This is a genomic window from Stenotrophomonas sp. YJH_SMC_123 (assembly GCF_059368215.1).
In genome coordinates this window covers 338172-359548 of record NZ_JCAFRM010000003.1, presented here as the reverse complement: position 1 = coordinate 359548, position 21377 = coordinate 338172, and the positions used below count along the sequence as shown (strand labels likewise).

Below are 21377 nucleotides of genomic sequence, written 5' to 3'. Positions count from 1 at the left end.
GCGGTGTTGGCCGATCAGCCCAGGTATTCGTCCTTCAGCCGCACGTAGTGGTCGGCCGAATAGTGCAGCGACTCGATCTCCTTGTCGCTCAGCGTGCGCGCCGGGCGGGCCGGGTTGCCCACCCAGAGCTCACCTTCACCGACCACCTTGCCCGGGCCGACCACCGCTCCGGCACCGACGAAGCCATGGCGTTCCACACGGGCGCCATCGAGGATGCAGGCGCCCATGCCGATCAGGCTGTAATCACCGATGGTGCAGGCGTGGATGATGCAGCCATGGCCGACGGTCACGCCTTCGCCGATCAGGGTCGGGTAGCCGGCCTTGTTGTACGGGCTGTGGTGGCTGACGTGGATGATGGTGCCGTCCTGCACATTGGTGCGCGCACCGATGCGGACGTAATTGACGTCGCCGCGGATGATCGTACCCGGCCACACTGATACGTCCTCGGCCAGTTCCACGTCACCGATGAGGGTGCAGGCCGGATCGATGTACACGCGCTGGCCGAGGACGGGCATCTTGTCGCGGAAGGGGCGCAGCGGGTTCATCGGTGTCTCCGGAAATCAGGGCGTTCACCGCGATGATACTGCGTGGTAGTGCCGGCCGCTGGCCGGCAACGTCATGGGCGTACCTGGAATTCTGCGGTTGCCGGCCAGCGGCCGGCACTACCCGAGTCAGGTGCAGCCGCTCAGATCGGCGCGTGCTCGGCCAGCATCTGCCGGAACAGCTCATCCAGCCACGCCGCATCACCGTGTCCAGCGGGCAGCTGCGGCGCCTGCGCAGTCCGGATGGCCAGTTCACGATCGATGAAATCGCTGATCGCCGCGATGCGTGGTCCGGCACTGACCTCGGCACTGGCGCGTTTAACGGCCAGCAGGGCATCGATGGCTTCACGCACCGGGCCGTGCGTCAGCAGCCGGTCCAGCAGGTCCTCGAAGGCCATCGGCGGGGGGGGCTGTTCGTGCTCGATCCACTGGCAGGCCAGCAGTGGGCGCAGCACGTACAGGTACTTCTTCGTGCGTACCGTTTCGCCACGCAGGTAACCGCGATGGTTCGAGCGCGCCATGTTGAAGTAGTGCCACCACGTGCCCAGTGATGAATAGAACGACTCAGCTGCCTTCCAAAGCTGCGACACTGCGGTGTGATCCTGCTGGTAGATGATCGGCGAGCGCAGCCATTCAATCAGTGTCGGATTGGATTTTGAAACCAGGCGCAATGCCTTGCGCAGGTCCCAGCCGCTGACATCGAGCTCATCGTCGATCGGCAGCTCGATCACGTCCCGCTGCGCATCGCCGGGGCCGGTGCTCTCGTTGACGGTGAGATACCACGGCTGGCGATGCACGTAGATGAAGCGTGCATCGTAATCGCTGTCCGGCGAAGAGAAGCCCCAGCCACGGCTGCCGGACTCGCACGCCAGCAGAACGCGCACGTCGTGTCGCCGTTCGATGTCGGCGAGGCTGGAAAGAATGGCGGCGCGCTTGCCCGGCGCGATCGGGTGGATGTCGTCCATGCAGTCGTGATCCGTTGATGTCGAGCGTGCTCGACTGTAGCGCAGTTGCGCACGGGTAGTGCCGGCCGCTGGCCGGCAACCTCAATGGGCGCACCTGGAATTCTGCGGTTGCCGGCCAGCGGCCGGCACTACCGGCTAGGGTTCGTAGCTGTAGCCCATGCCGTACACCGAACGGATCGGTTCGCCTTCCATGCCGGCGTCGGCCAGCTTGCGGCGCAGGTTGCGCACATGGCTGTCGACGGTGCGGTCGACCACCACGCGGTGGTCCAGGTAGAGGCGGTCGAGAAGCTCATCGCGCGCCCAGATCCGGCCGGGCGTGGCCAGCAGGGTGCGCAGCAGGCGGTATTCCACCGGCGTCAGGTCCAGGCCCTTGCCGTTCCAGGTGGCGCGTGCCGCCGGTTCGTCGATGTGCAGCCCGCTGTTGGCGCGTGCAGCGGGGTCCGGGCGGTAACGGCGCAGCACTGCCACCACCCGCGCCACCACCTCGCGCGGACTGAACGGCTTGCAGATGTAGTCGTCGGCACCGATGTCCAGGCCCAGCAGGCGGTCGATCTCTTCCACCCGCGCGGTGACCATGATCACCGGTACGTCGCTGCCGGCGCGCAGTTCGCGGCACAGGTCCACGCCATCGCGTTGCGGCAGCATCAGGTCCAGCAGCACCAGGTCGGGCTGGTAGCGCGCGAATGCGTCGATCACCTGGCCGCCATCGTCCACCCATTCGCTGGTCATGCCGGCGGCGGCCAGGTAGTCGCGCAGCACCGAGGCCAGGCGTGGCTCATCCTCGACGATCAGGATCTTCGCGGACGCGGCGGGGGACAGGCTCATGCGGACTCCGGCAGGGTGACGACCACGCGCAGCCCGCCCAGCGGCGAGGGCTCGGCGTGGATATGGCCGTGGTGGGCGAGGATGATGTTGTGGCTGATGGCCAGGCCCAGCCCGCTGCCGCCGCTGGCGCGGTTGCGCGAACTCTCCACCCGGTAGAAGCGCTCGAACAGCAGCGCGCACTTGTCGGCCGGTACGCCCGGCGCGGTGTCTTCCACGATCAGCTGCACGCCGGCGGGCACGCGCGCAGCCTGCACGCGCACGCGGCCGCCGCCATGGGTATAGCGCAGTGCGTTTTCCAGCAGGTTGGCCAGCACCTGCTGCAGGCGGCGCTCGTCACCGGACACCTGCAGCGGTGTGGCGGGCAGCGCTTCTTCCAGTGCCAGCCCCGCCGTGGAGAAGCGCACGCGCATGCCATTGAGCTCGCTGCGCACCAGCGCCACCAGGTCCAGCGGGGCGAAGCGGTAGGCCAGGCCGCCGGACTGGGTCATCGACAGGTCGTGCAGGTCGTCGATCAGCTTGCCCAGCTGGCGGATCTCGCCCTGCAGGGCACCCAGGTTGGCGCGGTCCAGCGGGCGGATACCATCCTCGATCGCCTCCAGTTCGGCGCGCACCACCGCCAGCGGCGTGCGCAGTTCGTGCGAGATGTCGGCAATGAAGGCGCGGCGGTTGCGCTCGGTGTCGTCCAGCGCCTGCGCCATCCGGTTGAAGTCGTTGACCAGTGCATCCAGCTCGTCATCGCTGGTGCGCTCGATGCGGGTGGCGTAGTCGCCGGCGGCGAGCCGGTGGGTGGCGGCGGCCAGCTTGGCCAGGCGCTGGCGCAGCGCGCGCGACACCAGCCAGGCCAGCACTACGGTCACCAGCAGCAGCGAGATGCCGATCACCCACCATGCGCGCATCTGGGTGTTGTAGAAATTCAGGTCGTTGGTAGCGATGACGGTCTGGAACGGCACCATGCCCAGCCAGCCGACGGTGTGTCCGTCCACCTGCACACTGTGCGGCTCGTCGTCGCTGATCGCGTCCGGGTTGCCGGCCACGAACCGATGCTGCGCATCGAACAGGCCCAGCCGCGAGGGAACGCCGGTCTGGTCGGACAGCGGCGGCACGGGCCCCTCGTGCCCATGGCCCAGGTCCGGGCGCAGCAGCCGCGCCCAGCGGTCACTGTCACCGCGCAGATGCTCCCAGCCGCCTTGCGTGCGGTACTCGCGCTGCAGGTGTGGCATCACGCGCTGCATGCGCAGGTCGCCCTGGTCGTTGAGGTAGTCCAGGAAGCCGGTCTGGAACGCCACGCGGCTGGCAATGCCGTTCACTGCCAGCACCAGCAGGCAGGCGGTGAAGATCGCGAGGAAGGTCTTCGCGGTCAGGCCGAATTTGAATCGAATCTTCGCCATCGCCGGGCCATTAGCGGCGCATGCGGCGCCGAAAGCAAGCGCCCGCTGAGCCGGTCGCACAATCTCCATATTCTCTGCACACTTTCACGGCAGCGTGCACGGGTCAACGAAAGGCCCCCACGCCCCCCATGTCACTCCTGCGTCCGCTGTTCCGCTCCCCCCGTGCGTTGTTGTTGCCCCTGCTGCTGGGCCTGGCGGCCTGCTCGGCGGGCAGGACCGAGGCCCCGGCCACCCCCGAAGTCGGCGTCATCACCGCCCGCGCGCAACCGCTGGCACTGCAGCGGACCCTGCCCGGCCGGGCGGTGCCGTTCGAGGTGTCCGAGGTGCGGCCGCAGATCGGTGGGCTGATCCGCCAGCGGTTGTTCACCGAAGGCCAGCAGGTCAAGGCCGGGCAGCTGCTGTACCAGGTCGATCCGGCGCCGTACCAGGCCGCCTTCGATACCGCGCGTGGCCAGCTGGCGCAGGCCGAGGCCGCTGTGCTGTCGGCGCAGCCGAAGGCCGAGCGCACCCGTACGCTGCTGGGCATGGACGCGGCCAGCAAGCAGGACGCCGACGATGCCACCTCGGCACTGAAGCAGGCCCAGGCCAACGTGATTGCCGCGCGCGCGGCATTGCAGGCCGCGCGGATCAACCTGGACTACACCCGGGTGACCGCACCGATCGACGGCCGCATCGGTACCTCCAGCGTCACCGCCGGCGCGCTGGTCGCCGCCGGCCAGGACGCGGCGCTGGCGACCATTCAACGGCTGGACCCGGTCTATCTGGATGTGACCCAGTCCAGCACGCAGATGCTGGCGCTGCGCAAGCAGCTCGACGCCGGCCTGGTGAAGGCCATCGATGGCAAGGCCCAGGTGAAGGTGCTGCTGGAGGACGGCAGCACCTATGCCCATGAGGGCACGCTGGAGTTCGTCGGCAGCGCAGTCGATCCAGGCACCGGCAACGTGGTGCTGCGCGCGGTCATTCCGAACCCGGAGGGCCTGCTTCTGCCGGGCATGTACCTGAAGGCGGTGTTGCCGATGGCCACCGATGCGCGTGCCCTGCTGGTGCCGCAGAAGGCGGTGCTGCGCAATGAACGTGGCGAGCCGCTGCTGCGCCTGCTCGACGCAGAGGATCGCGTGGTCGAGCGGCGGGTCAGCACCGGCCAGGTGGTGGGCAACCAGTGGCAGATCACGCAGGGCCTGAAGGCTGGCGAGCGGGTGATCGTCAGCAACGGCAGTGCGGTAGCGCTGGGCCAGCAGGTGAAGGCGGTGGCGGCCACCACGGCGCAGCTGGCGGCGATGCCGGCGGTCGACCCGAACGGCAACACCGACGAAAAGTCGCACTGAGGCCTGCCGCGCATGGTTCGTTTCTTCATCGACCGGCCGATCTTTGCCTGGGTGATCGCCATCGCGGTCAGCCTGCTCGGCCTGCTCGCGATCCTGATCCTGCCGGTGGACCGCTACCCGCAGATCGCCCCGCCCACCATCACCATCCGCGCCACCTACACCGGCGCCTCGTCGCAGACCGTGGAAAACGCGGTCACCCAGGTCATCGAGCAGTCCCAGCAGAGCCTGGACCACCTGATGTACATGACCTCGACCAGTGCTTCCGATGGCTCGGCGCAGGTCAACCTGGTGTTCGCCACCGGCACCAACCCGGACACCGCGCAGGTGCAGGTGCAGAATCAGCTGCAGGCCGCGATGGCGACGCTGCCGCAGGCGGTGCAGCAGAACGGCCTGACCATCACCAAGTCCAGCGGTTCGATCTTCGAGGTGCTGTCGTTCACCAGCGAAGACGGCAGCATGGACAACTTCGATGTCGCCAACTTCATGGAAGCGCGCATCGACGACCAGATCAGCCGCGTCAGCGGTGTCGGCAACATCCAGCCGATCGGCCAGGAATACGCCATGCGTATCTGGCTGGACCCGGAAAAGATGCGCCAGTACGCGCTGATGCCGTCGGACATCGAGACCGCACTGCAGGCGCAGAACACCGACGTGTCGGCCGGTGAACTCGGTGGCCAGCCGGCGCTGAAGGGCCAGCAGCTGGACGCGACCGTGACCGCGCGCAGCCGCCTGCACACGCCCGAGCAGTTCGCGCAGGTGGTGCTCAAGGCCGATGCCAATGGCAGCGTGGTGCACCTGGGCGACGTGGCGACGATCGGCCTGGGCCCGGAAAGCTATGACAGCATCAGCACGTTCAACGGCAAGCCGTCGGCCTCGCTGGGCATCGAGCTCAACGCCGGTGCCAACGCCATCGCCGTCTCCAAGGCCGTCGAGGCACGACTGCAGCAGCTGCAGAAGTACTGGCCGCATGGCTACACCTACCACGTGGCGTTCACCACCACGCCGTTCGTGACCATCTCGCTGAAGGAAGTGGTGATCACCCTGATCGAGGCGATCGCGCTGGTCGTGCTGGTGATGTACCTGTTCCTGCAGAACTGGCGGGCCACGCTGATCCCGACCATCGCGGTGCCGGTGGTGCTGCTGGGCACCTTCGGCGTGCTGGCCGCCTTCGGCTATTCGATCAATACGCTGACCATGTTCGCGCTGGTGCTGGCCATCGGCCTGCTGGTGGACGACGCCATCGTGGTGGTGGAGAACGTGGAGCGGGTGATGACCTTCGAAGGGCTGGCACCGAAGCCAGCCACGTTGAAGGCGATGGGCCAGATCACCGGCGCGCTGGTCGGCATCGTGCTGGTGCTGACCGCGGTGTTCCTGCCGATGGCGTTCTTCAGCGGTGTCACCGGCGTGATCTATCGCCAGTTCTCGGTGACGATCGCCGCTGCGATGATCCTGTCGGTGCTGGTGGCGATGACCATCACCCCGGCGCTGTGCGGCAGCATCCTGCACCAGATTCCCAAGGGCGGCCATCCGCATGGCGACCACGCTGGCGAGCCGGGCCTGCTGGGCAAGTTCTTCATCTGGTTCAACCATCGCTTCGAGCGCACCTCCAACCGACTGCGCCATCGCGTCGACCGCTTCCTCGGCCGGCGCACGCTGGGCGTACTGTTCTACCTGGTGCTGAGCGTGGCCACCGGCCTGTTGTTGTGGCACCTGCCGGGCGCGTTCCTGCCCGATGAAGACCAGGGCATGCTCAACGCGCTGGTGAAGCTGCCCGCCGGGTCCACCCTGGAGCAGACCCGTGCCGTGATGGATCGCCTGAGCGCCGCCGCGGTGAAGGACGACAGCGTACTGTCAATCCAGGCCACCGCCGGTTTCAGTGTCAGCGGCAGTGGCCAGAACGTCGGCCAGGCCTTCATCCGGCTCAAGGATTGGGACGACCGCAAGGACGATGCCGATACCATCGCCGCGCGCTTGACCGCGGCCATGGCCAGCGTGCCCGATGCGCAGGTGTTCATCACCTCGCCACCGGCCATCCTCGGCCTCGGCGATGCCGGTGGCTTCACCCTGGAACTGCAGGACGAAGGCGGTGCCGGCCATGCCGCCGCCGTGGCCGCGCGCAACACGCTGCTGAAGGACGCTGCCAAGGATCCGAAGCTGGTCAACGTGCGCTACGCCAGCCTGGAAGACGCGCCGGTGTACGCGGTGAAGGTGGACGACGCCAAGGCGCAGGCGATGGGCGTCAATCCGCAGGACATCAATGACACCTTGAACGCCGCGCTGGGTGGCGACTTCGTCAACAACTTCATCTACAAGGGCCGCATCAAGAAGGTGTTCATCCAGGGCACGGCCGAAGCCCGCATGCAGCCGCAGGACATCGAGCGCTGGAGCGTGCGCAACCAGGCCGGGCAGATGGTACCGCTGTCGTCGCTGGTCAGCGCGCACTGGACCAGTGCGCCGGCCGCGCTGCAGCGCTACAACGGCGTGTCGGCGATGGAGATCACCGGCCAGCCGGCACCGGGCGTCAGTTCCGGCGAGGCGATGGCCGAGATCGCACGTCTGGCCGGCACGCTGCCGGAAGGCTTCAGCCATGCCTGGTCGGACATGGCCTACCAGGAACAGCTGTCGGGGAACCAGGCGCCGATGCTGTATGCCATCTCGCTGCTGTTCGTGTTCCTGTGCCTGGCCGCGCTGTATGAAAGCTGGGCGGTACCGTTCGCGGTGATGCTGGCAGTGCCGGTGGGCGTGTTCGGCGCCGTGCTGATGATGAACCTGCGTGGCCTCAACAACGACGTGTACTTCCAGGTCGGCCTGCTGACCACGATTGGCCTGGCAGCGAAGAACGGCATCCTGATCGTCGAGTTCGCGCGCATCCTCGAGCAGCAGGGCAGGAGCACCCGCGACGCGATCCTGCAGGCGGTCTACCTGCGGCTGCGCCCGATCGTGATGACCTCGCTGGCATTCCTGATGGGTGTGCTGCCGCTGGTGTTCGCCACCGGCGCCGGTTCGGCCGCGCGCCGTTCGCTGGGTACCGGCGTGGCCGGCGGTACGGTCGCCTCGATGGTGCTGGGCATGTTCTTCGTGCCGTTGTTCTACCTGCTGGTGCGCCGCCTGTTCCCGGGCCGCGCGCCGGCCGACGCCACTGCCCCGGAGGCACGCCCATGAAGCCGATGCTGCTGCGCGCCCTGGCGGCCGCAACGATGACCACCGTGCTGGGCGGCTGCGTGAGCATGGCCCCGCACTACCAGCGCCCCGAGGCGCCGGTGCCGGCACAGTTCGCCAATGCCGCCACCGGCGAGACCGGGCCAGCACTGGCGATGCCGGCCTGGCGCGAGGTGTTCCTGGAGCCGCGCCTGCAGCAGGTCATCGCGCTGGCACTGCAGAACAACCGCGACCTGCGCGTGGCGGTGCTGCAGGTGGAGAAGGAACGCGCGCAGTACCGCATCCAGCGCGCGGCGCTGCTGCCGTCGGTGGATGCCAGCGGCAGCGTGACCCGTTCGCGGGTGAGTGATGCCAACAGCGAGATCGGCGTCAGCCAGGTGACCGAATCCGATGCCGTGCAGGTGGGCTTCAGCAGCTGGGAACTGGACCTGTTCGGGCGCATCCGCAGCCTGAAGAACGAGGCGCTGCAGAACTGGCTGGCCAGTGCCGAGAACCAGCGTGCGGCGCGCACCAGCCTGGTCGCCGAAGTGGCCACGGCCTGGCTGGCGCTGGCGGCCGACGAGCAGTCGCTGGCGTTCACCCGGCAGACGCTGGACAGTCAGCAGCAGACCCTGCAGCGCACCGAGGCCCGCCATGCACAAGGCCTGGCCTCGGGCCTGGACCTGTCGCAGGTGCAGACCAGTGTGGACGCCGCGCGCGCTGCGCTGGCCAGGCTGCAGACCCAGCAGGCGCAGGATCGTGATGCGCTGCAGTTACTGGTGGGTGCTCCGCTGGACGCGGCATTGCTGCCCAGCGCACAGGCACTGGACGGCACCGTGGCGCTGGCGCCGTTGCCTTCCAACCTGCCCTCGAGCGTGCTGCTGCAGCGTCCGGACGTGCTGTCCGCCGAACACGCGTTGCAGGCGGCCAACGCCGATATCGGCGCCGCGCGCGCCGCGTTCTTCCCGACGCTGACGCTGACTGCCAACTACGGCCACAGCTCCACCGCGTTGTCGACGCTGTTCTCGGCCGGCACCCGCGGCTGGTCGTTCGCGCCCAGCATCACGGCGCCGATCTTCCACGCCGGTGCGTTGAAGGCCTCACTGGATGCCTCGAAGATTGGCAAGGACATCGGCATCGCTCAGTACGAGAAGGCGATCCAGCAGGCCTTCAGTGAAGTGGCCGATGCCCTGGCCACGCGCGATCACCTGGGCGCGCAGATGGAGGCACAACGGGCACTGGTCGCCGCCAGCCAGCGCAGCTACACGCTGGCCGAGGCGCGCTATCGCACCGGGCTGGACGGCTATCTGCAGGCGCTGGATGCGCAGCGCAGCCTGTTTGCCGCGCAGCAGGACCTGATCGCGCTGCAGCAGCAGGAAGCGGGAAACCGGGTGACGCTGTTCAAGGTGCTGGGCGGTGGCGCAGACGCACGGTAACGCGCCCTGCTCTGGTAGGTGCCGACCTTGGTCGGCACGGAAGCATGGAGTGTCGCGATCTGATGATTCGTGCCGACCAAGGTCGGCACCCACCAGAAGCGGACGGTGCTGCCTACGCCACGCGGCCCCGGCGTGCACGCTCCAGGTGCACCAGCAGCAGCGAGATTGCCGCCGGGGTCATGCCCGGGATGCGCTGCGCCTGGCCGATGGTCTGTGGGCGCACGCGCTCCAGCTTCTGCAGGGCTTCGGCCGACAGCCCGCGCACCGTGGCGTAGTCGAAGGCTTCAGCGATCGGCGTGGCTTCATGCCGCTGCTGGCGCTCGATCTCCTCGCGCTGGCGGTCCAGGTAGCCGGCGTACTTCACGCCGATCTCCACCTGCTCGGCCACCTTGGCGTCGGCCACGGCCGGGCCCAGCGACGGCACCTGCATCAGCTGCGCGTAATCCAGCTCGGGGCGCTTGATCAGGTCCAGCACGTTGGTTTCGCGGCTGACCGCCACGCCCAGCGTGTCCTGCACTTCGCGGCCCAGCGCATTGGCCGGGGTCGCCCACAGCGCGCCCAGGCGCGCGCGCTCGGCGGCGACGGCGGCCTGCTTGGTCTCGAACGCGCTCCAGCGCTGGTCATCCACCAGGCCCATCTCGCGGCCGGCCGGGGTCAGGCGCTGGTCGGCGTTGTCCTCGCGCAGCTGCAGGCGGTATTCGGCGCGGCTGGTGAACATGCGGTACGGCTCGTTGGTACCGTGGGTGATCAGGTCATCCACCAGCACGCCCAGGTAGGCCTCGTCGCGACGCGGGCACCAGCCGTCCAGCCCACGCACCTGGCGTGCGGCGTTGAGGCCGGCCAGCAGGCCCTGCGCGGCGGCTTCTTCATAGCCGGTGGTGCCGTTGATCTGGCCGGCGAAGAACAGGCCGTTGACCAGCTTGGTTTCCAGCGAAGCCTTCAACCCGCGTGGATCGAAGAAGTCGTACTCGATCGCGTAGCCCGGGCGGGTGATGTGCGCGTTGCCGAAGCCGCGGATGCTGCGCACCATCTCCAGCTGCACGTCGAACGGCAGCGAGGTGGAGATGCCGTTGGGGTAGATCTCGACGATGCCCAGGCCTTCGGGTTCGACGAAGATCTGGTGGCTGGCCTTCTCGGCGAAGCGCACCACCTTGTCCTCGATGGACGGGCAGTAGCGCGGGCCGATGCCTTCGATCTGGCCGCTGTACAGCGGCGAGCGGTGCAGCGCGTCGCGGATGATCTGGTGGGTCTGTTCGGTGGTGTGGGTGATCCAGCAGCTGACCTGCTGCGGATGCTCGTCCACCGAACCCAGGAAGGACATCACCGGGCGCGGCGAGTCGCCGGGCTGCTCATCCATCACGCTGTAGTCCAGCGAGCGGCCGTCGATGCGCGGCGGCGTGCCGGTCTTCAGGCGGTCCACCTGGAACGGGCGCTCGCGCAGGCGCGCCGCCAGCGTGGTGGCCGGCGGGTCGCCCATGCGGCCGGCGGCGTACTGGGTCGGGCCGACATGGATCTTGCCGGCCAGGAAGGTGCCGGCGGTCAGCACCACGGCCTCGGCATCGAAGCGCAGGCCGGTCTGGGTGATGACCCCGCGCACGGCGTCGCCGTTGATGACCAGGTCATCGACGGCCGCCTGGAACACGGTCAGGTTGGCCTGGCCTTCAACGATGGCGCGGATCGCCATGCGGTACAGGTTGCGGTCGGCCTGGCAGCGGGTGGCGCGCACGGCCGGGCCCTTGGAGGCGTTGAGGGTGCGCCACTGGATGCCGGCACGGTCGGCGGCATGCGCCATCGCACCACCGAGGGCGTCGATTTCCTTGACCAGGTGGCCCTTGCCGATGCCGCCGATGGCCGGGTTGCAGCTCATCGCGCCCACCGTTTCGATGTTGTGGGTCAGCAGCAGGGTGCGCACGCCGGTACGGGCCGCGGCCAGCGCGGCTTCGGTGCCGGCGTGGCCACCGCCGATGACGATGACGTCGTAACGATGGAAGGACGGGTTCATGGGGCTGTTCAGCTGGGGGCGGGCGCGGCCGGGGCGGCGCCGGGGTGGCGATTTTAGCGCCATTCGGGGCCGCGGCGTCGGTGCCGGCCGGCCGGCGTCGAAATCAGCCCTAAAGTTGGCAGGATTATTGCAGATAACCCAATAGCACCCACCGTGGCTGGCGCCGCAGGCGCCCGTGACCGGAATTGGAACAGGGGCCGGTACAGGCGCACGGTGGGGGAGCAGAGGGCCGGCAGTCGGGGGACTGTCCGGCCCTGTTTTTTTGGGATTGCCGGGAAAGGCCCGACCACGCATGGCGTGGATCTACCGACGCTGGCGCTCTCTCCGGTTGGCGACCCGGCAAAACAGACGGCCCCGCAGTGCGGGGCCGTCTGTCTTCAGAGGTGCCGACATCCGACAGGGCCGGAACAGGGGGGATCCAGATGTTCCTGTCGGATATCGACGTAGAGATTTTTGCGGCGGCCCGTCTCGCTTTTTGTCACTTTGTGACGCGGGCCGTCACCGGTTCCGTAGAGTGCAACCTGGACCGGGTGAAATGCAAGACGGTTCAGCGCTCAACTGTGCGCTGCGTCCCACGATCCATGTTGCGCCACGGGGAACCGTTCATCCTCGGCGCGCTCGGCGCCGGGGTCGGACGGGCCGGCGGTGGCGGCGCCGACGGCTGGATGTTCGACTGCGGCGGGCGACGCATCGAGTCCATGTTCCGCCACGGCGAACCGCCGTTGTACGACGGCCGCGGCGGCGGCGGCGGACGGTTCTCGCCACCGTTGCCGGGCGGGCGCGGTGGCGGACGGTGGTTGTGCGGCGGGCGGTAGATCGGGCGCGAGTAGTACGGATTGCCATAGCCGCCGTAGTAGCCGCCATAGCCGCCGTAGTAAGGGTAGCCGTAGTTGTAGGGATAGCCGGCCGGGTAGCGGTACTCCACCGACGGCGCACCGTGGTAGTAGCTGCCGCTGCGGCCACCGCCGACATAGTCGTAGGTGGTGCAGCCGGTCAGGGCCAGCAACAGGCCACCGGCAAGCATCAGGCGCGTTTTCATGGTGGGTCCCCCCAGAGGACGGGTTGTGCAGTCAGCTTCGTGCGCAGGCGTTGAATCGGCCCTTAACTTCACTGGCCAGGATGAATGGAGGTGAAGGCCCTCATGCTGTCATGACCTGTGCCGGGGTCGCCAGCGTGGGGCCATACGTTAATCTTGCGTCATGAGCGATTCACTGTTGCCCCGTGCCGACGATGTCCTGGCTGCCGCTGCGCGGATCGCGCCGCACGCCAGCGTGACCCCGGTGCTGCGCTCGCGCACGCTTGATGCGCTGGCCGGCGCGCAGCTGGCGTTCAAGGCCGAGCACCTGCAGCGCGGCGGCGCATTCAAGTTCCGCGGGGCCTGCAACGCGGTGTGGTCGCTGGATGCCGATCGCGCCCGTGCCGGCGTGGTCACCCATTCGTCCGGCAACCACGGCGCTGCCCTGGCCCTGGCCGCGCGCACCCGTAGCATTCCCTGCCACGTGGTGGTGCCCGAAGGTGCGGTGGCGGCCAAGCTGGCCAACATCGCCCGCCATGGTGCCACGCTCTGGCGCTGCCCGCCGACCATCGCCGACCGCGAGGCCGCCTGCGCCAAAGTACAGGCCGATACCGGCGCGACCCTGGTCCATCCCTATGCGGACCCGGCGGTGATGGCCGGGCAGGGCACCGCGGCCCTGGAGCTGCTGCACAGCGACGGTCCGTTCGACGTGCTGGTAGTCCCAGTCGGAGGGGGCGGCCTGGCCAGCGGTACCGCCCGGGCCCTGCAGTTCGCCAGTCCCCAGACCCGGCTGGTGCTGGCCGAACCGGCCGGTGCCGACGACACCGCGCGCTCGCTGGCCGCAGGCGAGCGCCAGGGCGCGTTCACCCCTGACACCATCTGCGACGGCCTGCGTACCCTGATCGGCGCCCCCAACTTCGCGCTGCTGCGCGCGGCCGGCGTCGAGGTGATCGTGGTCGACGACGCCGCCACCATGGCCGCGATGCGCCTGCTGTGGGAGGTGCTCAAGCAGGTGGTCGAGCCGTCCTCGGCCACCGTGCTGGCCGCGGTACTGGCACAGCCGCAGCGGTTCGCCGGCCTGCGGGTGGGCCTGGTGCTGTCCGGTGGCAATGTCGACCTGCCCGCGCTGCGTTGGGGGGCGCCTTGAGCCGCGACGGGCACCGGCCCCGCACCGGCCTGCTGGGCTGGCTGTGGCGGCTGTTCGTGCTGCTGGTGGTCTGGCTGCTGGGCGTGACCGCCTGGATCGTCTGGGTGGGGGAGCGCGACCAGGCAGCCAAGGCCGACGCCATCATCGTGCTCGGTGCGGCGGCCTATGACGCCAAGCCGTCGCCGGTATTCGAAGAACGCATCCGTCATGGCCTGGATCTCTATGAAGCCCGGTACGCGCCACTGCTGATTTTCACCGGCGGCTACGGTGGCACCGGCGCGCGCTTTTCCGAATCGCAGGTGGCGCGGCGCTATGCGCTCAAGCATGGCGTGCCGGACGATGCGATCCTGATCGAGACCGCCTCGCGCAACACCGTGCAGAACCTGGTCGAGGCCAAGCGGCTGATGGACCAGCGCGACCTGCACCGGGTGATCATCGTCAGCGACCCGTTGCACATGGCGCGCGCGCTGCGCCTGAGCAAGGCGCTGGGCATCGATGCGCTGGCCTCGTCCACGCCCAGCACGCGCTTCCGCAGCTTCCACACCAGCTGGCGCTTCCTGGTGCAGGAAATCTATTTCTTCCACCGCGACCTGGTGCGGCCGCCGCTGAGTTCGCCGGCCAACACCTGAGGCGGAAACCTGATCTGGGCAGACGCCCATCGTGGAATCGTGAGGTTGCCGGCCAGCGGCCGGCACTACCGGGCGATCAGGTCTGCTTGCGCCAGATCGGGATCGCCGACACCGCCCGAATTAGGTGGGTGCCGACCAAGGTCGGCACCTACCCGGGCGATTCGCGCACGATGTGGCATACGGTAGTGCCGGCCGCTGGCCGGCAGACGCCCATCGTGGAATCGTGAGGTTGCCGGCCAGCGGCCGGCACTACCAGCCGGTCAGGTCTGCCTGCGCCGGATCGGGATAGCCGACACCGCCAGGATTGGGTGGGTGCCGACCAAGGTCGGCACCTACAGAGCGATTCGCGCACGGTGTGGCATGCGGTAGTGCCGGCCGCTGGCCGGCAGATGTCCATCGTGGAATCGTGAGGTTGCCGGCCAGCGGCCGGCACTACCAGACGATCAGGTCTGCTTGCGCCGGATCGGGATCGCCGACATCGCCCGAATTAGGTGGGTGCCGACCAAGGTCGGCACCTACCCGGGCGATTCGCGCACGGTGTGGCATGCGGTAGTGCCGGCCGCTGGCCGGCAAATGTCCATCGTGGAATCGTGAGGTTGCCGGCCAGCGGCCGGCACGACCGGGCGATCAGGTCTGCTTGCGCCGGATCGGAATCGCCGACACCGGCACCGAGGCCACGTCATGCCCGCCTTCGCGGATCGGTGCGCCCGGGTCCGGTGCCCAGGCGTGGGCATAGATCACTTCCCAGCTGCTGGGCAGCTTGCCGTCGGCGCGTCGCATCGGTTCATACGCCGCTGCCGCCGCGGCGAAGCGGCCACGCCCGGTCAGCGTGTGGCGGCGGTCCACCCGCGCATTGGTCGCGCCCATCGCGCGCAGCTCCCGCATCAACGAGGGCAGGTCGTCGTAGGTCAGGGTGAACAGGTCGCGGTCCAGCACCGGGTCGCGGAAACCGGCCATCATCAGCGCATCGCCGAACTGGGCGATCTGCGCGAAGCGGCTCACGTGCGGGCGGTCATCGGCGGCCGCGAACGCTTCGTTGAGTTCGACCAGCGTGTCCGGGCCGAAGGTGGAGCACAGCAGCAGGCCGCCGGGCTTGAGCACGCGGCGGAAGCCGGCAAACACCGCCGGCAGGTCGTCCACCCACTGCAGGCACAGGTTGCTGAAGATCACGTCCACGCTGTTGTCGGCCAGCGGCAGCGCGGCGGCGTCGCCGCACAGGCGCTGGAACGGCTTCCACCAGCCGGCCTGGCGCTTGGCCTGATCCAGCATCGGCAGCGCCACGTCCAGCGCGATCACCTGCGCCTTCGGCCAGCGCTTCTTCATCAGCGCACTGGCGTGGCCGGTACCCGCGCCGATGTCCAGCACTACCTCGGGCTTGCGTGCCTCCAGGTAGTCCAGCGATTCCACCAGCCGCGCCTGCACCTCGCGCTGCAGGGCGGCGGCGGCGTCGTAGCTGTTGGCGGCGCGGGCGAACGCGCGGCGGACATGGCGGGCATCGAAGTGGGACGGCATTGCGAAAGTCTCTTAGAACGTACCGGGGTAGGCGCCGCCGTCGATCAGCAGGTTCTGCCCGGTGAGGTAACCGGCCTGTGCGCTGCACAGGAAGGCGCAGGCCGCGCCGAATTCATCCGCCGTGCCGAAGCGGCCGGCCGGGATCTGCTGGCGGCGGCGTTCGGCCACTTCGGCAGCATTGCCGTCCTTGCCCGCACTGTGGGCGAAGTTGGCGCGCAGGCGGTCGGTGTCGAACTGGCCGGGCAGCAGGTTGTTGATGGTGACATTGTGTGCCACGGTGCGGCGCGACAGCCCGGCGACGAAGCCGGTCAGGCCGCTGCGCGCGCCGTTGGACAGCGCCAGGATGTCGATCGGGGCCTTCACCGCCGAGGACGTGATGTTGACGATGCGGCCGAAGCCACGCGCGATCATCGCGTCCACGGTGGCGCGGATCAGCGCGATCGGCGCCAGCATGTTGGCGTCCAGTGCGGCGATCCAGTCGTCGCGCTCGAAACTGCGGAAGTCGCCCGGCGGCGGGCCACCGGCATTGGTGACCAGGATGTCCACCTGCGGGCACGCGGCGAGCGCTGCGGAGCGACCGGCCTCGGTGGTCACGTCGGCGGCGACCACGCGGACTTCGGCGGCGCCGGGCAGGGCGCGCAGCGCTTCGGCGGCGGCCTGCAGCGCAGCCTCACCACGGGCCACGATCACTACGTTGACGCCCTCGCGCACCAGCGCACGCGCGCAGCCCAGGCCCAGCCCCTTGCTTGCGCCGCAGACCAGTGCCCAGCGGCCGTTGATACCCAGATCCATGCATCAATCCTGCGGAATGAGGAAGGCGCTCATTGTCCGCCATCGGCCGGTGACAGGCCGGCAACGAAGTGTTGCAGGGCGGCGGCCACCTCGTCGGCATGGCCGAGGAAGGGCGCATGGCCGCCGTGGGCGATGGTCAGCGCCTGCGCACCGGGGGCCAGTGCCGCGGCGGCCTGCATTGCCGCCGGAGACACCAGCCGGTCACGCTGGCCGGCGATCCACAGGCTGGGCTTGGCCAGCGTCGGCAGTGCGCCACGCAGGTCGGTGCTTTCCAGCAGGCGCAGGCCTTCCAGCAGGGCGCGTTCGGTGGGTGCACCGCGCTCGACCAGGCGCTGGCGCAGCGTGCGCAGCTCCTCGCGGGCGTGTGCCGAGCCCATGACATCCAGCGCCAGGAAGCGTTCCAGGGTGCCACCGAAGTCGGTGGCCAGCTCGCGCCCGAACTGCTCGAACACCGCCGGCTCCACCGCATGCGGCCAGTCTTCGCTACGCACGAAGCGCGGCGTGGCCGCGATCATCGCCAGCCCGCGCACCTTCGGCAGTGTCGCGGCGGCGTGCAGCGCGAACAGGCCGCCCAGCGACCAGCCGCACCACACCGCAGGCGGCGTGGCCGCGGCAATGGCATTGACCACGAACGGCAGGCGCAGCGGCGTGGTGTCCTCGCGGCTGTGGCCATGGCCCGGCAGATCAACCAGATGCAGGGTGAAGTGATCGGCCAGGCGTTGCACCAACGGCGCGAACACGCCGCCCTGCAGGGCCCAGCCATGGATCAGTACCAGGTCCGGCCCCTGGCCGGTGACGTCGATATGCATGGGGAAACGGCAACAGGCTCAGGCAAAGACAGGCAGCGGCGGTGGCGCGGCCTCACGCGCGGCCAGGTCGACGCGATCGCGCGCGCTGGCAATGGCTTCGACCAGGCCACGCACCTGCTCGGGGGTGTGCAGCGCGGACAGCGTGACGCGCAGGCGCGCCTTGCCTTCGGGAACCGTGGGCGGGCGGATCGCGCCGACCAGCCAACCGGCCTGTTCCAACGCCTGGGACATCGCCACGGCGCGATGGTCATCGCCACACAGCAGCGGCTGGATCGGCGTTTCCGAGGCCATCAGGTCCAGGCCATGGCGGCGGGCTTCGCCGCGGAACAGCGCGATCAGATCGGTCAGTTTCGAGCGCCGCCAGTTGTCACGGCGCGCCAGGCGCACCGCTTCCAGTGCTGCTGCGGCCAGCGCCGGCGGCATCGCAGTGGTGTAGATGTACGGGCGTGCAGTTTCGGCCAGGTGCTCGACCAGGTCGTCGCGGCCCAGCACCAGCGCGCCGGAACCGCCCAGTGCCTTGCCCAGCGTGACCAGCTGCAGCGGCACATCGTCCACGCCCAGCCCGGCGGCGGCCACGGCACCACGGCCATCACCGACCACGCCCACGCCGTGCGCATCGTCCACATAGAACAGCGCCTGCTGCAGGCGTGCCACCAGCGACAATGCACGCAGCGGTGCGATGTCGCCATCCATGCTGAACACACCGTCGGTGGCCAGCATCGCCGCGCCATCGGGCGCGTGCTTGAGCTGGCGCATCGCGCCTTCGGCGTCGAGGTGCGGATAACGGCGCAGGCGCGCACCCGCCAGCCGCGTCGCATCGAGCAGGCTGGCGTGGTTGAGCTTGTCCTGCACGCACACATCGTTCTCTTCGCTCAGCAGCGCCTGCTGCACGGCCAGGTTGGCGGCGAAGCCACTGCCGAACAGCAGCGCGCGCGGGTAGCCCAGCCACTCCGCCACTTCGCGCTCCAGCGCGTCATGCAGGGCGTGGTGGCCGCAGACCAGATGCGAGGCGCCCGCGCCGGAGCCTTCGCGTGCGGCCGCATCCTGCAATGCGTTGACCACGCTGAACTGCTGGGCCAGGCCCAGGTAATCGTTGCTGCAGAAGCCGGTCAGCCACTGGCCGTCCACCTCCAGGCGGACGCCATCACGACGGCTGACCGTGCGCCGCGTGCGGCGACGGCCTTGGGCATCGCGCAGGGCGCGTTGGGCGTGGAGGCGGGCGGTCAGGTCGGGGCGGGCCATGGCGGCTGAATGCGGCGACGGGGCGGCTAGGGTAGCGCGTTGCCGCGGCGCCTGCTTGCGGCCCGTCTCAGGCCGCGTGAGCGCAGCCACAGGCGGGCGCATCGGCGCTGATATCAGCGTGCACGATGCCGCCGTGGTCGTGGCCCTCGGCATCCACCTGCACCGCCATCGGCTGCAACCCCAGCCGCGCGAACAGGGCCAGGTCGCGCTCGCTCTCCGGGTTGCCGGTGGTCAGCAGCTTGTCGCCGTAGAAGATCGAGTTGGCACCGGCCACGAAGCACAGCGCCTGCAGTTCGTCGCTCATCGCCTCGCGACCGGCCGACAGCCGCACCATCGAACGCGGCATGGCGATGCGTGCCACCGCGATCATGCGCACGAACTCGAACGGATCCAGTTCGGCACTGCCATGCAGCGGCGTGCCCGCCACCTGCACCAGCTTGTTGATCGGCACCGAATCGGGATGCGCCGGCAGCGTGGCCAGCGCCAGCAGCAGGCCCACGCGCTGCGCGCGCGTCTCGCCCATGCCGACAATGCCGCCGCAGCAGGTTTTCAGACCGGCATCGCGCACGTGCGCCAGCGTGTCCAGGCGGTCCTGGTACTGGCGCGTGTGGATGATCGAATCGTAGTAGTCCGGCGCGGTGTCGAGATTGTGGTTGTAGTAGTCCAGGCCGGCGTCCTTCAGCGCACGCGCCTGCTCGCCACTGAGCATGCCCAGCGTGGCGCAGGTTTCCAGGCCCAGCGCCTTCACCCCGGCGATCATCGCCGCCACCTTCGGGATGTCGCGGTCCTTCGGCGATCGCCACGCGGCACCCATGCAGAAGCGCGATGCGCCGGCAGCCTTGGCCTGGCGTGCCTTGGCCAGCACCGCGTCGGTGTCCATCAGCTTCTGCGCGTTCACCCCGGTGCTGTAGCGCTGTGCCTGCGGGCAGTACGCGCAGTCTTCCGGGCAGCCGCCGGTCTTCACCGACAACAGCGTGGACACCTGCACCTGCGCTGGGTCGAAGTGCTCGCGATGGACTGCGGCAGCGCGGAACAGCAGCTCGGGGAACGGCAGATCGAACAGCGCCTGCAGTTCGTCGTGTTGCCAGTCGTGGCGGATGGCAGCAGCCATGGCGGGACCTTGGGTACGAGTGGAGCGAGGGCGGCAGTGTGGGTGGGTTGGTGAGCCCTGTCAACTTGATTGATTCCCATGTGGTTTACATCGGTTGACCGCCATGAATGGGCGCTACGGTGTAAGTTCATTGCTGCATACGGACGCGCGAGCACGTGCCATGAACAGCTACCAGCCCTACCCGATCCGCCGCGACGCGGTGCTGTGCAGCCTTGCCGAACTGCCCGACGGCGGCCTGCGCGTGGTGCTGGATGATCTGCGCCAGTCCGACACGCCAGGGGAGTGGAAGAACCACGTCTTCGTGACCTTCAAGGACTACCCGGCAGGGCAGCTCGATCCGGCGACGTTGCCGAAGGAGGAGCTCGAGGCTTTCGGCCACTATGTGCTGGTTCGCCTGTTGGCCATCAATGGCTGCCTGCGCGATACGGACGAGCGCTCCGACAACGATGCCCATCTCACTGACCTGGCGCGGCAGAACATCGCCGCGCTGACCAGCGAGGACATCGCCTCGATCGATGAGCAGCTGTTCTCCCTCTGCGACGGGCAGTTCCGAAAGATCGCCTACATTGTGGGGATGGTCATGTCGCTGCAGCCGAAGTGCCGATCGGGAATTCCCGATGTGTTCTATGCAGGGCGTGTACGCATGCTGGTGGAACGGGGCATGTTGCAGGCGCAGGGCAACCTCACGCGGATGGGCTGTTGCGAAGTGCGCGTCCGGCAGTAGGCTTGCGCCCACCAGGACCTGGCTGGAACTGTGCTTACATCTACCTGCTGGAAGGACACATGCTGAAGTCCATCCAGAAGATGGCGGCAGCTGAGGCAATGAAAGAAGGATGCGCATGGAACCGGACACGATGCCGCAGGGCGGAAAGCTGCTGATACTCGATCTGGATGAGACGCTGGTGCATGCCAGCGAGCGTGAACTGGAGCGAGCCGCGGATTTCCGCCTCGTCGGCTACCACGTCTACCTGCGGCCCCATCTGCAGGCATTCCTCGACTATGCCTTTGCCCATTTCACGGTGGGTGTGTGGACGTCGTCCGGGCAACTGTACGCCGAACCGCTGGTGGACCGGCTGATGCCGGGGCGTCCGCTGGCGTTCCTGTGGTCCGCGCCGCGGTGCAGCACGGCCCGTGATTGGGAAACCGGCGGTTACACCTCGCAGAAGCGGCTGGGCAAGCTGAAGCGCCACGGCTTCCGTTTGGAGCAGATGATCGGTATCGATGACACGCCCGGCAAGTACGCCAGAAACTACGGAAATCTGGTCGCGGTGCGTGAGTTCACCGGGGATCCGGCTGATGACGAGCTGGCCCATCTGCAGCTGTATCTGGAGTGGCTGCGGCAGCAGCCCAACGTGCGAGCGGTGGAGAAGCGCCGGTGGCGGGAGCGCCTGCACGCATAGGTAGCTGCACAGGGCAGGTGCTATCGGCGAGCACCCGCACTCGCGCGTTTCACCGCATCCTGCAAGGCCTGCAGCCACAATAACCGCTGCCCAACGCAA

At 68.5% G+C, this 21377-nt stretch carries 20 protein-coding genes; 9 read left to right on the top strand and 11 right to left on the bottom strand.

The features are described from left to right. Positions 1–14: 14 nt before the first annotated feature. From AC5P5W_RS09820 to baeS, 4 genes are all read right to left on the bottom strand, one after another. On the bottom strand, positions 15–545 hold the full coding sequence (locus AC5P5W_RS09820; RefSeq protein ID WP_014648777.1) for a gamma carbonic anhydrase family protein: 531 nt from the start codon (positions 543–545) through the stop codon (positions 15–17). Between the two features lie 140 nt (positions 546–685). After that, entirely contained in the window at positions 686–1507 is an 822-nt protein-coding gene (locus AC5P5W_RS09815; RefSeq protein WP_197576178.1) for a DNA polymerase beta superfamily protein, read from the bottom strand. 135 nt (positions 1508–1642) lie between these two features. After that, on the bottom strand, positions 1643–2332 hold the full coding sequence (locus tag AC5P5W_RS09810) for a response regulator (RefSeq protein WP_014648775.1): 690 nt from the start codon (positions 2330–2332) through the stop codon (positions 1643–1645). Then, positions 2329–3720: a sensor histidine kinase efflux regulator BaeS gene (gene baeS, locus AC5P5W_RS09805; RefSeq protein WP_049442029.1), complete on the bottom strand. Its 1392-nt coding sequence runs from the start codon at positions 3718–3720 to the stop codon at positions 2329–2331. Before baeS ends, AC5P5W_RS09810 begins: the two co-directional genes overlap by 4 nt. A gap of 128 nt (positions 3721–3848) precedes the next feature. Between baeS and smeA the strand changes: the two genes are divergently transcribed. From smeA to smeC, 3 genes are read left to right on the top strand one after another with little or no spacing between them, the layout of a single operon-like run. Next, positions 3849–5045: a multidrug efflux RND transporter periplasmic adaptor subunit SmeA gene (gene smeA, locus AC5P5W_RS09800; protein ID WP_197575366.1), complete on the top strand. Its 1197-nt coding sequence runs from the start codon at positions 3849–3851 to the stop codon at positions 5043–5045. Positions 5046–5057: 12 nt separating this feature from the next. After that, entirely contained in the window at positions 5058–8207 is a 3150-nt protein-coding gene (gene smeB / locus AC5P5W_RS09795) for a multidrug efflux RND transporter permease subunit SmeB (RefSeq protein WP_111206560.1), read from the top strand. After that, positions 8204–9619, top strand: coding sequence for a multidrug efflux transporter outer membrane subunit SmeC (gene smeC / locus AC5P5W_RS09790; RefSeq protein ID WP_111206562.1), 1416 nt, complete (start codon positions 8204–8206; stop codon positions 9617–9619). The genes smeB and smeC overlap by 4 nt, the downstream gene beginning before the upstream one ends. Before the next feature lie 112 nt (positions 9620–9731). On the opposite strand, the gene mnmG is transcribed toward smeC, so the two are convergent. Both mnmG and AC5P5W_RS09780 read right to left on the bottom strand, forming a co-directional pair. Further along, the gene (gene mnmG / locus AC5P5W_RS09785; protein WP_100450757.1) at positions 9732–11621 is read right to left on the bottom strand and encodes a tRNA uridine-5-carboxymethylaminomethyl(34) synthesis enzyme MnmG; all 1890 of its coding nucleotides are present in this window, start codon (positions 11619–11621) and stop codon (positions 9732–9734) included. A gap of 547 nt (positions 11622–12168) precedes the next feature. Further along, a complete protein-coding gene (locus AC5P5W_RS09780) occupies positions 12169–12660 on the bottom strand; it encodes a hypothetical protein (protein WP_032957537.1) in 492 nt (163 codons plus the stop codon). Positions 12661–12820: 160 nt separating this feature from the next. Between AC5P5W_RS09780 and AC5P5W_RS09775 the strand changes: the two genes are divergently transcribed. The 4 genes from AC5P5W_RS09775 to AC5P5W_RS09760 all read left to right on the top strand — a co-directional run bounded on the left by AC5P5W_RS09775 (position 12821) and on the right by AC5P5W_RS09760 (position 15006). Next, a complete protein-coding gene (locus tag AC5P5W_RS09775) occupies positions 12821–13783 on the top strand; it encodes a pyridoxal-phosphate dependent enzyme (RefSeq protein WP_197575367.1) in 963 nt (320 codons plus the stop codon). Beyond that, complete coding sequence (locus AC5P5W_RS09770; RefSeq protein WP_032957535.1) at positions 13768–14412, top strand: YdcF family protein; 645 nt, start codon at positions 13768–13770, stop codon at positions 14410–14412. The genes AC5P5W_RS09775 and AC5P5W_RS09770 overlap by 16 nt, the downstream gene beginning before the upstream one ends. An 86-nt stretch (positions 14413–14498) precedes the next feature. Continuing rightward, a complete protein-coding gene (locus tag AC5P5W_RS09765) occupies positions 14499–14639 on the top strand; it encodes a hypothetical protein (protein WP_185741892.1) in 141 nt (46 codons plus the stop codon). 226 nt (positions 14640–14865) lie between these two features. After that, positions 14866–15006 carry a hypothetical protein gene (locus tag AC5P5W_RS09760; protein WP_197649777.1) on the top strand — a complete coding sequence of 47 codons (141 nt, stop codon included), beginning with the start codon at positions 14866–14868 and terminating at the stop codon, positions 15004–15006. A gap of 33 nt (positions 15007–15039) precedes the next feature. Here AC5P5W_RS09760 and bioC read toward each other — a convergent pair whose 3' ends face one another. From bioC to bioB, 5 genes are all read right to left on the bottom strand, one after another. Then, complete coding sequence (gene bioC, locus AC5P5W_RS09755) at positions 15040–15924, bottom strand: malonyl-ACP O-methyltransferase BioC (RefSeq protein WP_014648766.1); 885 nt, start codon at positions 15922–15924, stop codon at positions 15040–15042. Between the two features lie 12 nt (positions 15925–15936). Continuing rightward, positions 15937–16716, bottom strand: a complete 780-nt coding sequence (locus AC5P5W_RS09750) for an SDR family oxidoreductase (RefSeq protein WP_014648765.1) — start codon at positions 16714–16716, stop codon at positions 15937–15939. A gap of 29 nt (positions 16717–16745) precedes the next feature. Further along, positions 16746–17525: a pimeloyl-ACP methyl ester esterase BioH gene (gene bioH / locus AC5P5W_RS09745; protein WP_046433055.1), complete on the bottom strand. Its 780-nt coding sequence runs from the start codon at positions 17523–17525 to the stop codon at positions 16746–16748. A gap of 18 nt (positions 17526–17543) precedes the next feature. After that, a complete protein-coding gene (bioF, locus tag AC5P5W_RS09740) occupies positions 17544–18767 on the bottom strand; it encodes an 8-amino-7-oxononanoate synthase (RefSeq protein ID WP_046433053.1) in 1224 nt (407 codons plus the stop codon). A 67-nt stretch (positions 18768–18834) separates the two neighbouring features. Then, entirely contained in the window at positions 18835–19878 is a 1044-nt protein-coding gene (gene bioB, locus AC5P5W_RS09735) for a biotin synthase BioB (protein ID WP_049442017.1), read from the bottom strand. 160 nt (positions 19879–20038) lie between these two features. On the opposite strand from bioB, the gene AC5P5W_RS09730 reads away from it, so the two are divergent. Continuing rightward, the gene (locus AC5P5W_RS09730) at positions 20039–20602 is read left to right on the top strand and encodes a DUF3658 domain-containing protein (RefSeq protein ID WP_197574974.1); all 564 of its coding nucleotides are present in this window, start codon (positions 20039–20041) and stop codon (positions 20600–20602) included. A 115-nt stretch (positions 20603–20717) separates the two neighbouring features. After that, positions 20718–21278 carry an HAD family hydrolase gene (locus tag AC5P5W_RS09725; RefSeq protein ID WP_197574976.1) on the top strand — a complete coding sequence of 187 codons (561 nt, stop codon included), beginning with the start codon at positions 20718–20720 and terminating at the stop codon, positions 21276–21278. Positions 21279–21377 lie beyond the last annotated feature (99 nt).